Below are 14337 nucleotides of genomic sequence, written 5' to 3' on the forward strand. Positions count from 1 at the left end.
AGCATGCCGAGCGCGCCGCGCGCCAGCTCGGCGTATTGGATCATTTCGACGACATCTTCGACATCGTCGCGGCGGGTCTCAACCCCAAGCCGGCCCGCCAGACCTATGAGCGGTTCGCCGAGCTGCATTCCGTGACCGGCCACAACGCGGTGATGTTCGAGGACCTGGCGCGCAACCTCTCTGTGCCGAAATCGCTCGGCATGACGACGGTGCTGGTCGTGCCGCGCAATTTCGAGCCGACTTTCTCCGAGATCTGGGAGCGCGACCCGGCGAATGAGGACGACGTGGATTTCGTCACCGACGACCTCGCCGGCTTCCTGACGGCAATCGTCGAGGTCCCGGGCTGAACCAACTCCAGATTGCCGGCGCCGCCGTCAGAACTCGCTGGTCATTGCGGTAACGACGAGCGCGCACTCAGAGGCTGTAGAAGCGGCGAACGATGTCCCAGGCTTCGTCGGCGGTGTCGACGAAATCGATGATGTCCTGGTCGCCGGGCGAGATCGTGCCTTGCTCGGCAAGGAAGTCGAGGTCGATCGCCCGTTGCCAGAACGCCTTGCCGAACAGGATCACCGGCACGCGCTCCATGCGCCCGGTCTGGATCAGCGTCAGCGTCTCGAAGAATTCGTCCATCGTGCCGAAGCCGCCCGGAAACACGGCGACCGCCTTGGCGCGCATGACGAAATGCATCTTGCGGATTGCGAAATAGTGGAAGTTGAAGCAGAGCTCGGGCGTCACATAGGCGTTCGGCGCCTGCTCGTGCGGCAGCACGATGTTCAAGCCGATCGACGGCGCGCCAACATCGTCGGCGCCGCGATTGCCCGCCTCCATGACTCCCGGTCCGCCGCCGGTGACGACGACGAATTCGCGATAGTAGGACGTGGCCGACTGCTGCGAGCACAGCCGGGCGAACTTGCGCGCCTCTTCGTAATATTTGCTGTTCAGCTCGAGGTTCTTCTTCTGCGTCTCGTTCTTGGCGGCCCAGGCGGCGCCGCCCGGCTCGGGAAGCCGCGCCCCGCCGAACAGGATGACGGTCGAGCGGATGCCGCGCTCGGCAAGGATCATCTCCGGCTTCAAGAGCTCGAGCTGCAGGCGCACCGGACGCAATTCGCGCCGCGTCATGAAGTCGGGATCGTTCCAGGCCAGGCGATAGGTTTCGGCCCGCGTCTGCGGCGTGTCCGGCACGCTTTTCGACCGCTCGAGATCCTCGTCCGAATGGGGCAGCGGCGTCCAGCCCGCCTTTTCCATGGGTGTCATCGAATCCACCGTCCTAATTCCTTTACTTGCGCCGTCCCGTGACGCAGTCGCGATTGACCCCCATTAAGGCTTCACATAGGGTCCGCGCGATTTCAAAACAGGTTAAGGCGCAGGCCTTAACAGCTTTGTAATGGAGCAAATTCATGTCGAAGCCCGATCTGGCGAGCCTCGAAAAGACCATCGAAAAGGCCTTCGAGGAGCGCGATACGATTTCGACCGCGACCCGCGGCGAAACGCGCGACGCCATCCAGTCGGCGCTCGACTTGCTCGACCGCGGCGTGGTTCGCGTCGCCGAGCGGCAGGACGGCGGCAAGTGGCTGGTCAACCAGTGGCTGAAGAAGGCGGTGCTGCTCTCCTTCCGGCTGAACCCGATGGAGATCATCAAGGGCGGCCCGAGCCACTCGGTATGGTGGGACAAGGTGCCGTCGAAGTTCGAGGGCTGGGGCGCGGTCGATTTCGAGAAGGCCGGCTTCCGCGCCGTGCCGTCCTCGGTCGTGCGCCGCTCGGCCTATGTCGCCCCGGGCGCGGTGCTGATGCCGTCCTTCGTCAATGTCGGCGCCTATGTCGATACAGGCACCATGGTCGACACCTGGGCCTCGGTCGGCTCTTGCGCCCAGATCGGCAAGAACGTGCATCTCTCCGGCGGCGTCGGCATCGGCGGCGTGCTGGAGCCGATGCAGGCCGGTCCGACCATCATCGAGGACAATTGCTTCATCGGCGCGCGCTCCGAGGTGGTCGAAGGCTGCATCGTGCGCGAAGGCTCGGTGCTCGGCATGGGCGTGTTCATCGGCCAGTCGACCAAGATCGTCGACCGCGCGACCGGCGAGGTCGTCTACGGTGAAGTGCCGGCAAATTCGGTGGTCGTCGCCGGATCGCTGCCGGGCAAGCCGCTGCCCAATGGCGAGCCGGGGCCGAGCCTCTACTGCGCCGTCATCGTCAAACGCGTCGACGCCAGGACCCGCTCCAAGACGTCGATCAACGAATTGCTGCGCGATTGATCTTTCCCGCGAACAGACGCAGCCTCCACCGGCGCGACATTCCGTCGCGCTGGTTCAACGGAGGGGCGTCATGGACTGGAAGTATCTGCTGACGAGTTTCGACGGCCGCATCAACCGGGCCAAATTCTGGGCCGGCATCGGCATATTCATCGTCATCGCCATCATTGCGTTCATTCTCGACTCGATCCTCGGCACACGTTTCACCACCGCCGGCGGCGACCAGATCGGCATCCTCGGCATCCTCGTCGCGCTGGCATCGATCTATTTCGCGATTGCTCTCTATGCCAAACGCTGGCACGACCGTAACAAGTCGGGCTGGTGGACACTGATCGGCCTTATACCCATCATCGGCGGCATCTGGCTGCTCATCGAACTGGGCATGCTCGAAGGCACCAGGGGCGCCAATCAATACGGACCGGACCCGCTTGCCTGAAAAAGCAGACTTCATCTGGCTCTTCTTCAAAACCTCGGGCCGCGTCAGCCGCGCGGCTTATTTTCTCGGCGGATTGCTGGTTGCTATCGTCCAGGCCTTTCCGCTTTATCGCTTCACGCTGGTGCCGGAAGGTTCGGCCGAGAGCAACATGTGGTCGTTCGTCTTCTTCCTCACGTTCCTCGCCTCGTTGTGGTCGAACGTCGTGCTGGCAGTGAAGCGGCTGCACGACCTCGACAAGCCGGGCATCGCGGCGCTGGTGCTGTTCGTTCCCGTCGTGTCGATCGTTGCCTTCCTGGTGCTCTGCCTGTTTCCGGGACAGCCCGGATCCAATCGCTACGGCAGCCGCACGAATGCGCCGGCCGACCGCTAGCGCCGGATGATTTTTAGGTCGTTTCGACCTCAAATCTGATCCGGCTCTAAATCACAGAGATAACGCGTGATGTAATCGGTCAATGACGATGTCGCCATCCTTGGCGTCAACGAGACCGAGAATTTGAGCTCGAACCTGTCGCGCAAACATCACGCTGATCGAGGACCGCGGCTGACCTCGTCGGGCGTCAATCCGGGCGGACCGCGCCTGTCCGCTTCCGCCTGACGCACCAGCGCCATGATGCGCTTCGTCACAGGCGCCGGCACGCCGGTCTTTTGCGCGAGCCGCAGGATCGCTCCCTGCAATTCGTCGACCTCGGTCGGCCGACGACGATGGAGATCGTCCCACATCGAGGAGCGCGCCTTGGGGTCGATCGCCAGCAGCCGCCGGGCCAGGATTCCGAACAGCCAGTCCGGAAGCCGCAGCACTTTCGGCAGCAGCCATGGGGGCGGCCCAGCGATGCGCGCCGGCTCGATACGACAAGCTTTCATTGCGGCCAGCGCCTCGTCGATCTGGTCCGCCAGAATGACGCGCCAGCCGCGATCCGCCAATTCGGTCGCCAGCGGCAGATCGGAGAGCGCGACCAGCGCATTGTTGAGGTTCATCAGCAGTTTGCTCCACTGCACCGCCCTCATGTCGGCATGGGTTTCGACCCCAAGTCCTTCGACATTGAGCAGTGCTGAAAGGCCGGGCTCAGTATTCTCGATGATGACCATGCCGTCGCTGGCGCGGCGGACGCTGAACGGCGTCTCGCCATCCGGCGATTGCACGACGTTGAACGCAACCATACCGGCAAGCACGCGATGCGCGGGAAGCGCTCCACGCAGTTTGTCCGGATTGTCGACGCCATTCTGCAGGCTGATCACTATGGCATCGGGGCGGGCATGAGCCGCAACAAGCGCCGCCATCTCCTCGGTCGCGCCGCTCTTTACGGTGACCAGAACGATATCCGCGTTGCGCAGCGCCAGCGCCGGATCGTCGTTGACCGCCAGCGTCTCAGGCCCGATGCGTCTGTCGCGGCCGTCAAGATCGCTGATCCGCAGCCCGTCCTTGCGCAACGCCTCCACAATGCGGCCGCGGCCAAGGAAGACGACCTTACGCCCGGCGAGCGCCAGGCAGCCGCCGACATAGCAGCCGATGCTGCCGGCGCCGGCTATCGAGATCGTCTTTCCTTCTTTGGCCATGCGATCATCCCGTCCTGGCCCGCGCGACTATACGACACGACAACCATATTGTCGGCGGCTTGCTCGGCGAACATCTGCCACCGTGACAGGCCTGCCGCTTTCGACTATCGCTTTGCCCATGAAATTGCCGACCGACCCTGCCCAGAACCTTGCCGCCCTGATCCGCTGCCCTTCCGTGACGCCCGCCGAAGGCGGCGCGCTGCAGACCTTGGAAGACATGCTGAAGCCACTCGGCTTCGCCGTAGAGCGGCCGATATTCTCGGAAGATGGCACGCCGAACATCGAAAATCTCTATGCGCGCCGCTCCGGCAACGGCCCACATCTGATGTTTGCCGGCCATACCGACGTGGTGCCGGTCGGCGACGAGGCGGCGTGGACGCATCCGCCCTTTGCCGCCGAGATCGCCAATGGCGAGATGTATGGCCGCGGCGCCGTCGACATGAAAGGCGGCATCGCCTGCTTCATCGCCGCGGTGGCGCGCCACATCGAGAACAATGGCGGCCCGAAAGGCTCGGTCTCGCTGCTGATCACCGGCGACGAGGAAGGGCCGGCCATCAACGGCACGGTGAAGCTGCTCGACTGGGCTGCCGCCAAGGGCGAGAAATGGGACGCCTCGATCGTCGGCGAGCCGACCAATCCGGATGCGCTTGGCGATATGATCAAGATCGGCCGGCGCGGTTCGCTCTCCGGCAGCGTCATCGTCAATGGCCGTCAGGGCCACGCCGCCTATCCGCAACTTGCCGACAACCCGGTGCGCGGGCTTATGAGCCTTGTCGACGCGCTGCTCCATCCGGTGTTCGACAGGGGAACAAAGGATTTCCAGCCGACCAATCTGGAAGTGACGTCGATCGACGTCGGCAACCCGGCGACCAATGTCATCCCGGCCAAGGCCACCGCCACGTTCAACATCCGCTTCAACGACACTTGGGATGCCGAGACCGTCCAGGCCGAGATCCACAACCGGCTCGACCAGGCGGCGGGCCGCAAGAAATATCGGCCGGGCAAGAAGACCGCCGTCGACTACGAGCTTGTCTGGCGCGACCGGCCGAGCCATGTCTTCCTTACCCGCGACGAAAAGCTGATCGACACGCTGAGCGGTTCCGTGGCCGCGGTGGTCGGCAAGAGGCCTTCGCTCTCCACCTCCGGCGGCACTTCGGATGCGCGTTTCATCAAGGATTTTTGCCCGGTGGTCGAGTTCGGGCTGGTCGGCAAGACCATGCACATGGTCGACGAGCGCGTGGCGGTCGCCGATCTCGAGACGCTGACAGGGATATACGAGCGCTTTATCGAGGACTGGTTCGGACAAGGTCTGACGTGACCATGCTCTCAACGGACGAAACCTTTGCTTCGCTGGCCGGCGCCTGGCGGCTGATGCTCGGCAGGGCCGACGGCCTGCGCATGCTCGATCTGTCTGCGGACGGTTTTTGGAATTCCTTCTTCGCCATCGTCGTGGCGGCGCCGGCGCTGATCGTCGGCTGGGTCGGCATCGCCAATGAGATAGGCGATCCGAATGCGTTCGCCGGGCGGCTCGGCATGCTGCTCCGGCTGGCAACCGTCGACATCGGTTCCTGGGTGCTGCCGCTGGTGGCGCTTGCGCTGGTCGCGCCGCGCGCCGGCATCGGCGGCCGCTTCGTCCACTACGTCGTCGCCTCCAACTGGGCCTCCGCGATCATCGCCTGGCTGATGCTGCCGTCGGCGCTGCTGAGGCTGTTCCTGCCCTCGACCGACGAGGTCAGCGGCCTGGTCTCGCTGCTTCTGTTCGCGCTGTCGATGGTGCTGACCTGGCGCATGACCAACGCGACGATCGGCAAGGGCGCGGCTGCCGGCACCGCGGTGTTTGTCGGCATGTTCGTCGCCTCGCTGCTCGTCTTGTTCGGGCTGCAGGCGCTGCTCGGCATCGACATTCCGGACGGCGCGAGGGGCTAGGTCTCCGCGTCCTCTGCCGCGGCGGGTTTGTCAGCCGTCGCCGGATAATCCACCCCGACCAAGAACAGGCCGTCGGGCGGCGCTACCTGTCCGCAGGCTGCCCGGTTGCGCGCTTCGAGCGCTGCCTTGAGATCGGCGGCGCTCCAGGAGCCGTCGCCCACCCTGCGCAGTGAGCCGACCATCGAGCGCACCTGGTTGTGCAGGAAGGAGCGCGCCGAGGTTCGCACCTCAATGAGATATCCGGCGCGGGTGACATCGAGACGGTCAAGCGTGCGCACCGGGCTTTCGGCCTGGCACTGGGTGGAGCGGAAGGTGGTGAAATCGTGCCGCCCGAGCAGCACCTTCGCCGCCTCGTGCATGGCCTCGGCATCGAGCCGTTTCGGTACCCACCAGACCTTGCCCTTTTCAAGCGCCGACGGGGCGCGGCGGTTGAGGATGCGATAGAGATAATGGCGGCCGGTGGCCGAAAACCGCGCATCGAAATCGTTGGCGACGACGGCAGCCTTGAGGATGGCGATGCGCGCGCCGGCTGCCTGCAGATGGGCGTTGACGGCGTCGCGCACCTTGTCGCCCGCCCAGTCCCTGGCCAGATCCACATGGGCCACCTGGGCGGTCGCGTGCACGCCGGCATCGGTGCGGCCGGCGGCACGTATTCGCACCTCTTCGCCGCAGAACTTTTCGATCGCCTGCTCGATCGCCTGCTGCACCGAAAGCTGGTCCGCCTGATGCTGCCAGCCGGCGAATTGGCTGCCGTCATATTCGATATCGAGTCGAAAACGCGGCATGCCAGCTCTGCGTTCGCGCTCGCCTAGGCGGCCAGCGCGGTGAAGGCCGAAGCGTATAGCAGTCTGCCGGCCTCGGGCGCGTCGCCCCAGGCCAGCGCCTGCAGCGCCTCGCCCTGGTATTCGCTCTCGAATTTCTCGGCGCGGGCGTGGGTGTAGCCGAAGCGGCCGTAATAGGCCGGATCGCCGAGCACCACCGCCAAAGCCTCGCCGGCTTCCTTCAGGCGGACATGCGCCTCGCGGATCAGCGCGCCGCCGATGCCGGTACCGTGGAAGGACGGCTCGACGGCCAGCGGCGCCAGCGCCACGGCCGCGAAGCGCTTGCCGCCGTTCTGCACAAAAAGCCTGGAAAACAGGATGTGGCCGACGACCTGGCCATCTTCTTCCGCAACCAGCTCGACGACGGCGTCGCCGCCGGTGACCAGCGCATCGACCAGGCCGGCCTCCGCCTGCTGGCCGAAGGCATGCTCTTCGACGAGGCGGATCGCCTCGCGATCCCGCGGCGTCGCCGCACGTATCGACATCATGCTCATTGGAGTTTCGTTCCTTTTTCGATCTTGGCCCCGCGCAAAAACTCCTGCGCGGCGGCGGGCCTTCCACCCGCCCGTTGAACTTCGACCAGCCGCACCGCGCCTGACCCGCAGGCGACCGTCAGCCGATCATCGAGAATACCTCCCGACTCGCCGACGCCGTTGGAAAGCGTCGAGCGAAGCAGTTTCAGCCGCTCCACGCGGCCACCAATTTCGACCTCGCACCACGCGCCCGGAAAGGGCGAGAGGCCGCGAATGTGATTGTGGACTTCGCCGGCAGGCCGCGTCCAGTCTACGCGTGTCTCCGATTTATCGATCTTTCGCGCATAGGTCACCCCTTCCGTCGCCTGCGGGGCAAATGTCAGACAATTTATCCCCAACTGTGCGAGCGCATCCACCATCAGCGAGGCGCCTCGAGCCATGAGGAGGTCATGCAATTCCCCGGCGGTCATATCGGGACCAATGGCGCATTTTTCAACCAATGCCACCGGGCCGGTGTCCAGCCCCTCTTCCATGCGCATCACCATCATGCCGGTTTCGACATCGCCGGCCATGATGGCGCGCTGTATGGGAGCAGCACCGCGCCAACGCGGCAAAAGTGAGGCATGGCCGTTGAGGCACCCGAGCCTGGTGGCCTCAAGAACGGGTTTCGGCAGAAGGAGGCCATAGGCGACGACCACGGCGACATCGGCCCGCAAACCGGCAAAGGCCTGCTGCTCGGTCTCTGCCTTGAGCGATGTCGGCGTGCGCACCTCGAGCCCGAGCCGTTCCGCCTCGCGCTGCACGGGCGAGGGCGTCAATTCCAACCCGCGCCGGCCGGCGGCGCGCGGCGGCTGCGTATAGACGGCGGCAATCTCGTGGCCGGCCTCGGCGATGGCGCTGAGCGTCGGCACGGAAAACTCCGGCGTGCCCATAAAGATGACGCGAAGGGGCATTTCTCCTGCCATGCTATGTTCAGGCGTCCGCTTCAAACGGGTTCACGAGCTTCAGGCCAAGCTCGTCGAAGTCGCGAACATTGCGTGTCGCAAGCGTAGCGTCATGGGCCAGACAGATAGCCGCAATCATGGCATCGGAAAGACTGACCGGACGACCGAGATTTTCCCGCATTGCCCGAAGCTTGCCGGTAAGGCGAGGTACCGAGCCAGCAAAGTCAACGATGCGACCCGAAAACTGCTTCGAGATCAGATGGTCGAGAGCACGAACGTGCCGATCAGAGCCGGTCTTATTCAGAAATCTCTCGGCGCCGAAAGATTGTTCCATGACGACCGGGCCGCACAGGTAAAGATTGAGCAGATCCTGTTTGCGAAACCATTCGACCACGTTCGGATCAGGTGTGATCCTGCTTGCTTCGGAAACGACGTTGGTGTCGAGAATAATCAATCGAAACCCTCGACCAAGGGGCCAAAGTCCTGTTTCCTCGCAGCTTCGATTTCAGCCATTGTCTCAGCAAACTCGTTGTCAATTGCGCTTTCGTTTGCGAATGCAGAGCGGATACTCTCCCATGCTGAGAAGTTTGGCTCTAGCCTTCTTTCCTTTTCCACACTCATGCCCTTCCACAAAAGATCGATGGCTTTGCCCGATAGGCTCTGGCCGACTTTTCGAGCGGCTTGCTCAATTTCGCGCTTTAGGGGTTCTGGTACATTTCTGATTAGCATATCGCTCAAGGCTAAACCTCCAAATTGATATCATGATATCATGGTTAAGCGATTTGCTCAATCATACCCAGCACGGATTTGCGCGGCGCTGAAGACTCTTCGGTAACTAAGTTCGAATGCTTTCCTCATATGATTCGGGCCTCTTGCCCCTTCGGAGCCATTCATATGAAGACTCGTCAAAAGACATTTGGGGCGTGTCGTACGCCAGGTTCAAATCGCTCGATGAGGAATCTACGAAGGGCGAGTTGTCCAAACGACGTGAGCGGGCATTAGCTGTCTACCTCACGCCGCTTTTTGCAGTGGCATTAGTCGTGGTTTTGATATTCTCGCCAAAGTCTCGCGCGCTTGCGTTTGAGTTGGGTTCCAAAGCCATCGAAGTCGGGAAAGACTGGATCCTGCGTGGAATGCTCGAATGAGGTTCAGCCCGCCATCTTGCCCGGCGCCTTGTCCTTGGCGAGCTTCTTGAATTTCCTGACCACCATGTCGCGCTTCAGCTTCGAGATATGGTCGATGAACAGCACGCCGTTAAGATGGTCGATCTCGTGCTGCAGGCACGTCGCCATCAGGCCTTCGGCCTGCATCTCCTGCAGCTTGCCCTCGCGGTCGAGATATTTCACCCGCACCGCCGCGGGACGCTCGACCTCGGCATAGTAGTCAGGGATCGACAGGCAGCCTTCCTCATAGACCGAGCGCTCGTCGGAGCTTTCGAGGATTTCCGGATTGATGAAGACATGCGGCGCCGGCGGCTCGCCTTCCTTGGCGAGGTCGATGACCAGCAAACGCCGCGGCTCGCCGACCTGGATCGCCGCCAGCCCGATTCCCGGCGCGTCATACATGGTTTCCAGCATGTCGTCGGTGAGCTTGCGCAAGTCACCGTCGACGCGCTCGACCGGTTTGGAAACCTGGCGCAGGATTGGATCGGGAAGGATGATGAGCGGCTTGATCGACATGGCGTCTCACCTAAGACGTCGATGGAAAAGCGTCAACCGGGGCGGCTTTGACTTGTTCACGTTTTGATCTGTGCCAGCAGAGCGAATCGGTTATGCTGCCCAAATGAACGACATGACCTCGATCCTTTCGCAGCCCGTCGCGCGGCTCGGCGCCACCACGATCAGGCTCGGCGAGACGCTTGGCTTCGGAGCGCTGCTGCTGCTGACGCTGTTCCTGGCGCTCGTCATCGCGTTGTGGCGCGCGGGAAAGGCGCGCGCGGCGGCGGCGGCGGAAGCGGCCGACCATGCCCGCGACACCGAGGCCAGGATGGCGGACATTCTGCAGGCGCAGGCCGAGATGCAGGGTCGCATGGGCGCTATCGCCGAAGTGTTCGGCGCCAGGCAGGCCGAGCTCACCCAATCGCTCGGACAGCGGCTCGACGCCATGACCGGCCGTCTTGGCCAGACCATGGCCGAGCAGACCAAGTCGACGCATGAGAGCCTGGCCAAACTGCAGGAGCGGCTGGCGGTGATCGACACGGCGCAGGGCAACATCCAGTCTTTAGCCGGACAGGTCGTGCAGCTGCAGGCGATCCTCTCCAACAAGCAGACTCGCGGCGCCTTCGGCCAGTCGCGCATGGAGGCGATCATTGCCGACGGCCTGCCGCACGGCGCCTACGAGTTCCAGGCGAGCCTTTCCAACGGCAGCCGGCCCGACTGCCTGGTGCGGATGCCGAACGGCGCGCCGATGCTCGCCATCGACGCCAAGTTTCCGCTGGAGGCCTGGAATGCCATTCGTGCCGCCGAAGCCGCCGACTTGCAGAAGGCGGCGGCGCAGGCGTTCCGGCGCGACATCGAGGTGCATATCCGCGACATCGCGGAAAAATACCTGATCCAGGGCGAGACGCAGGACACCGCCTTCATGTTCGTGCCCTCGGAATCGGTGTTCGCCGAGATTCACGAGAATTTCGAGCCCGTGGTGCAGAAGGCGCACCGCGCCCGCGTCGTCATCGTCTCGCCGTCATTGCTGATGCTGTCGATCCAGGTCATCCAGGCGATCCTGAAGGACGCGCGCATGCGCGAGCAGGCGCATCTGATCCAGGGCGAGGTCATCCGCCTGATGGAGGACGTGGCGCGAGTCGACGAGCGTGTGCGCCGGCTGCAGACGCATTTCGGCCAGGCGGCCAGGGATATCGACGACATCCTCGTCTCGACGACGAAGGTCACCAAACGCGGGCAGAAGATCGAGGCGCTGGAGTTCGCCGAGGGCGAACCCGAACCGCCACGCGGTCCTGCCAAGGTGGAGGCGGGCGCACGCGTGGCCGATTCCAAGACGGGTCAGCTCAGGCTGCGCGTCGTCGAAGGCGACGACTGATCTGTCGTAGCGCCGCTACTGCTCCTCGATGGTCGTGATGCCTTCGATTTCCGGCAGCCAGTGCAACGCCGAGCGGTGCCAGACCTGCCTTCTCGGCACCAGCTGGTCGCGCTGGCGCGCCGTGCCCACCCGAATGCCGTAGATTTTCGGTCCATCGCCAACCGACGTCGCATAGAGATGCGATCCGCATTCGCCGCAAAACCCCTGCGCGCGCTTGGCGCCGCTGGATCCGGTCTTGATGTAGACCTTCGGCGTGCCCTTGGTAATCCGGTAATCCTCTTCTGGCGCGCCCACCGTCACGCGAAAGGCCGTTCCCGTCAGTTGCTGGCAATCGGTGCAATGGCAGATCGAGGTCTTTTCGGGATCGACCTCCGCTTCGTAGGTGATGGCGCCGCAATGACACCCGCCGTCGATTCTCATTCGGCTTGCTCCCAAAAGATTGCTTCGCTCAAATCTAATCCTCTTCGGAGGTCCCGGCGATAGCCTTACGCCTGCGCTCCCATGTGCCAGTCGCCTGCGGCTTGACGAACAGCCTGGTGATTTCGGGCATGTCGCTTTTCAGTCGCGCCTCCAGGCGTTCAACGCAGGCTTCGATCTCAGGCGCCGTGAGATGATCCTCGAATTCGATGCTTAGGCCTGCGACGATCTCCTCCGGGCCGATATGGACGCTCAGTATGCCGTTCGCCCGCTGCACGGCCGGGTCTTCCTGAGCGATCGCCAGAACCTTACGCTGCACCTCGGGCGAAGCGGGCTCACCGATCAGCAGACCCTTGCTCTCGCGCGCCAAGAAGATGGCGGTGGCGCCCAGGATGACGGCGATGCCGATCGAGCCGGCGCCGTCGAGCTCGGGGATCGCCAGAAGTTCAGACGTAAGGATGCCCGCGAAGGCGACGACGAGGCCGAGCAGCGCCGCGCTGTCCTCGAACAGCACGGTGTAGACGCTGGGGTCCTTGCTGCGGCGCACCGCCTGAAACCAGCCCTGCTTGCCCTTTTGCTGGCGGAACTCCTTCAGCGCCACCAGCCAGGAACTGCCTTCGAACAGAAAAGAAAGACCAAGCACGATGTGGTTGACCTTGGCGTTGACGATCGGCTCGGGCGCCATGATGTGGATCACGCCTTCATAGAAGGAAACGCCCGCGCCCAGCGCGAAAACCAGAAGCGCGACGATAAAGCTCCAGAAATAGAGTTCGCGTCCGTGTCCGAGCGGATGCGTGCGGTCGGGCGGGCGCGCGGCACGGCGCATGCCGTAAAGCAGAAGCGCGCCATTGCCGGTGTCGACCAGCGAATGCACGCCCTCCGACAGCATGGCTGAAGAGCCTGTGAAGGACGCTGCGGCGAATTTGGTCAGGGCGATCGCAACATTGCCGGCGAGCGCGGCGTAGATCACTCTTTTCGAGCCGCTATGCCCTGCCATGCGCTTCCGATCCTCTTCCAAGTGGGAGCTCAGCGGCCGCCGCCCAAAGCTCCACCGACAATGCGCCAGCCGCTCCGAGGTTCAGATACCCCTATGCATTTCTGTTGCCTCGATCGATCCCGAGGTCGCGGGATCAAGGGAAAACGGTTGACATAGCGCAACCCGGCTTTCGAAGCTGCAAGCGGCCTCTTGCGGTCGGGCGCTTCTCTTGTTTCACTTGTGCTGCCCACAAATCGGAGGAGCGAATCATGGCGAAAGGTGCGATGAAGGCGGGCAAGGAACCCCGCAAGCCGAAAAAGGACGCCAAGAAACCGGCCGCGGCCCCGGCTCCGAAGGCGCCGCCGGTCAAGGCGATGCGCATCAAGGAGAAGTAAGCCGTCAGCGCGGCCGATCCGTCTCGATGCGGATTTGAACCGGCGGCATGCCGAATGCTGCCGGTGTTTTGTTGATCGGGGTACAGAACTCACTATATCGGTACTGCGAGGACGACCTCGCTTCCCCGAAACCCGGCCGGGACGACCCGCCATCTCAAACGTCGAGCATTCGATGCTCGATCGATGGAGCGTTCGCGATGTCCTGGATCTTCCTTTTCCTCGCCGGCCTGTTCGAGATCGGCTGGGCGATCGGCCTCAAATATACCGATGGGTTCTCGAAGCCGTTGCCGACCGTGCTCACAATCGTCTCGATGGTCGTCAGCCTTGGCCTGCTCGGGCTTGCGTTGAAGACATTGCCCGTCGGCACGGCTTATGCGGTGTGGACCGGCATCGGCACTGTCGGCACGGCCTTGCTCGGCATATGGCTGCTCGGCGAGCCGGCGACCGCGGTGCGGCTTGCCTGCATCGGCCTGATCGTCTGCGGCATCGTCGGGCTGAAGCTCGTCGGCTGATGTAGCACGAACGCGTTCAGGGCCGCTCCTGGCGACCCTGACTCATTTTCGAAACGAACTCGAACCTAGCGGGCCGAGAAGCCCGGAGGCGTGCGACCGACGCGCGCCTTGCGGGCGGCGTAGCGCGCATCGCGCTTGGCCTTGCGTTCGGCCTCCTCGGCGAGCAGGCGGGCGATGCGTTCGGTTTCCTCGGCTTCGCGGATCTTGGCCTCGGCAGCCGCTGCCTCTTCGGCAGCAATACGGGCCGCTTCGGCCACTGCCTCGCGTTCAGCCTTCTCGGCCGCTTCGCGCGCCAGCTTTTCCTGCTTCAACCGGGCCTTCTCGGCCTCGCGGATAGCACGGGCCTCGAGGATCGCCTTGCGTTCCGCCTGACGCGCCAGAACCGCTGGGTCGTCCGCCGCCGGCTTTGACTTGAAGCGCTCCAGGAGCGCCTTCTTTGCCTCGTTCGCGGCGTTGCGCCGCTCGAATATGTCTTTTTCCCTGTAAATAGCCAAGTCCACTTCCCTGAAGTCAATTCGCGACGCTTACATACGCGCGAAAGCGGTGAGTTCAAGCGCCAAAACGGTATGCCAGCCATGAAAATCTGGGCTGTTGCCGTCGG

The 14337-nt window shown here is 63.4% G+C and carries 20 protein-coding genes; 9 read left to right on the top strand and 11 right to left on the bottom strand.

Features of this window, described 5'->3' with window-relative positions; all coding sequences use genetic code 11:
- Nucleotides 1-347 (top strand): HAD-IA family hydrolase (locus tag EOA49_RS09585; RefSeq protein WP_164749208.1); only part of this gene is annotated, 347 nt, incomplete at its 5' end.
- Nucleotides 348-414: 67 nt separating this feature from the next.
- Here EOA49_RS09585 and EOA49_RS09590 read toward each other — a convergent pair.
- Nucleotides 415-1254, bottom strand: coding sequence for an LOG family protein (locus EOA49_RS09590; protein WP_082953833.1), 840 nt, complete (start codon nt 1252-1254; stop codon nt 415-417).
- 143 nt (nt 1255-1397) lie between these two features.
- Between EOA49_RS09590 and dapD the strand changes: the two genes are divergently transcribed.
- The 3 genes from dapD to EOA49_RS09605 all read left to right on the top strand — a co-directional run bounded on the left by dapD (nt 1398) and on the right by EOA49_RS09605 (nt 3055).
- Nucleotides 1398-2252: a 2,3,4,5-tetrahydropyridine-2,6-dicarboxylate N-succinyltransferase gene (gene dapD / locus EOA49_RS09595; RefSeq protein WP_127243130.1), complete on the top strand. Its 855-nt coding sequence runs from the start codon at nt 1398-1400 to the stop codon at nt 2250-2252.
- A 70-nt stretch (nt 2253-2322) separates the two neighbouring features.
- The gene (locus tag EOA49_RS09600; RefSeq protein ID WP_067323786.1) at nt 2323-2685 is read left to right on the top strand and encodes a DUF805 domain-containing protein; all 363 of its coding nucleotides are present in this window, start codon (nt 2323-2325) and stop codon (nt 2683-2685) included.
- Entirely contained in the window at nt 2678-3055 is a 378-nt protein-coding gene (locus EOA49_RS09605) for a DUF805 domain-containing protein (protein WP_067003040.1), read from the top strand. Before EOA49_RS09600 ends, EOA49_RS09605 begins: the two co-directional genes overlap by 8 nt.
- A 149-nt stretch (nt 3056-3204) precedes the next feature.
- Here the strand turns inward: EOA49_RS09605 and EOA49_RS09610 are convergent, their stop codons facing one another.
- Nucleotides 3205-4239 (bottom strand): 2-dehydropantoate 2-reductase, encoded by a 1035-nt coding sequence (locus EOA49_RS09610; RefSeq protein ID WP_127239406.1) that lies wholly within the window; start codon nt 4237-4239, stop codon nt 3205-3207.
- A gap of 118 nt (nt 4240-4357) precedes the next feature.
- Between EOA49_RS09610 and dapE the strand changes: the two genes are divergently transcribed.
- Together dapE and EOA49_RS09620 are read left to right on the top strand one after the other, a co-directional pair.
- Nucleotides 4358-5557 (top strand): succinyl-diaminopimelate desuccinylase, encoded by a 1200-nt coding sequence (dapE, locus tag EOA49_RS09615; RefSeq protein WP_067003044.1) that lies wholly within the window; start codon nt 4358-4360, stop codon nt 5555-5557.
- A gap of 2 nt (nt 5558-5559) precedes the next feature.
- Nucleotides 5560-6165 carry a transporter gene (locus EOA49_RS09620; protein WP_067323778.1) on the top strand — a complete coding sequence of 202 codons (606 nt, stop codon included), beginning with the start codon at nt 5560-5562 and terminating at the stop codon, nt 6163-6165.
- Here EOA49_RS09620 and truA read toward each other — a convergent pair.
- The 6 genes from truA to def form a co-directional block, all read right to left on the bottom strand.
- Nucleotides 6162-6950 (bottom strand): tRNA pseudouridine(38-40) synthase TruA, encoded by a 789-nt coding sequence (truA, locus tag EOA49_RS09625; protein WP_127239407.1) that lies wholly within the window; start codon nt 6948-6950, stop codon nt 6162-6164. The two genes, EOA49_RS09620 and truA, sit on opposite strands and share 4 nt — an antisense overlap.
- Before the next feature lie 23 nt (nt 6951-6973).
- The gene (locus tag EOA49_RS09630) at nt 6974-7480 is read right to left on the bottom strand and encodes an N-acetyltransferase (protein WP_067323775.1); all 507 of its coding nucleotides are present in this window, start codon (nt 7478-7480) and stop codon (nt 6974-6976) included.
- Entirely contained in the window at nt 7477-8412 is a 936-nt protein-coding gene (gene fmt, locus EOA49_RS09635; RefSeq protein ID WP_067323773.1) for a methionyl-tRNA formyltransferase, read from the bottom strand. The genes EOA49_RS09630 and fmt overlap by 4 nt, the downstream gene beginning before the upstream one ends.
- A 19-nt stretch (nt 8413-8431) precedes the next feature.
- Complete coding sequence (locus EOA49_RS09640; RefSeq protein ID WP_067323771.1) at nt 8432-8857, bottom strand: type II toxin-antitoxin system VapC family toxin; 426 nt, start codon at nt 8855-8857, stop codon at nt 8432-8434.
- Nucleotides 8854-9132, bottom strand: a complete 279-nt coding sequence (locus tag EOA49_RS09645) for a plasmid stabilization protein (RefSeq protein WP_082953832.1) — start codon at nt 9130-9132, stop codon at nt 8854-8856. Before EOA49_RS09645 ends, EOA49_RS09640 begins: the two co-directional genes overlap by 4 nt.
- 419 nt (nt 9133-9551) lie before the next feature.
- Entirely contained in the window at nt 9552-10082 is a 531-nt protein-coding gene (gene def / locus EOA49_RS09650; RefSeq protein ID WP_067323765.1) for a peptide deformylase, read from the bottom strand.
- A 103-nt stretch (nt 10083-10185) separates the two neighbouring features.
- Here def and EOA49_RS09655 point away from each other — a divergent pair, with 103 nt between their 5' ends.
- A complete protein-coding gene (locus EOA49_RS09655) occupies nt 10186-11436 on the top strand; it encodes a DNA recombination protein RmuC (protein WP_095825478.1) in 1251 nt (416 codons plus the stop codon).
- A gap of 15 nt (nt 11437-11451) precedes the next feature.
- Here the strand turns inward: EOA49_RS09655 and EOA49_RS09660 are convergent, their stop codons facing one another.
- Together EOA49_RS09660 and EOA49_RS09665 are read right to left on the bottom strand one after the other, a co-directional pair.
- Nucleotides 11452-11856, bottom strand: a complete 405-nt coding sequence (locus EOA49_RS09660) for a GFA family protein (RefSeq protein ID WP_067323761.1) — start codon at nt 11854-11856, stop codon at nt 11452-11454.
- 34 nt (nt 11857-11890) lie between these two features.
- On the bottom strand, nt 11891-12850 hold the full coding sequence (locus EOA49_RS09665) for a cation diffusion facilitator family transporter (RefSeq protein ID WP_127239408.1): 960 nt from the start codon (nt 12848-12850) through the stop codon (nt 11891-11893).
- A 248-nt stretch (nt 12851-13098) separates the two neighbouring features.
- Between EOA49_RS09665 and EOA49_RS33945 the strand changes: the two genes are divergently transcribed.
- Together EOA49_RS33945 and sugE are read left to right on the top strand one after the other, a co-directional pair.
- Nucleotides 13099-13224: a hypothetical protein gene (locus EOA49_RS33945; RefSeq protein ID WP_082953831.1), complete on the top strand. Its 126-nt coding sequence runs from the start codon at nt 13099-13101 to the stop codon at nt 13222-13224.
- Between the two features lie 197 nt (nt 13225-13421).
- On the top strand, nt 13422-13736 hold the full coding sequence (sugE, locus tag EOA49_RS09675; protein WP_127239409.1) for a quaternary ammonium compound efflux SMR transporter SugE: 315 nt from the start codon (nt 13422-13424) through the stop codon (nt 13734-13736).
- A 65-nt stretch (nt 13737-13801) separates the two neighbouring features.
- Here the strand turns inward: sugE and EOA49_RS09680 are convergent, their stop codons facing one another.
- Nucleotides 13802-14230, bottom strand: coding sequence for a DUF6481 family protein (locus tag EOA49_RS09680; RefSeq protein WP_095776825.1), 429 nt, complete (start codon nt 14228-14230; stop codon nt 13802-13804).
- Nucleotides 14231-14337 lie beyond the last annotated feature (107 nt).

This window comes from Mesorhizobium sp. M1A.F.Ca.IN.020.04.1.1 (assembly GCF_003997315.1).
In the GTDB taxonomy this organism is placed as follows: Bacteria; Pseudomonadota; Alphaproteobacteria; order Rhizobiales; family Rhizobiaceae; genus Mesorhizobium.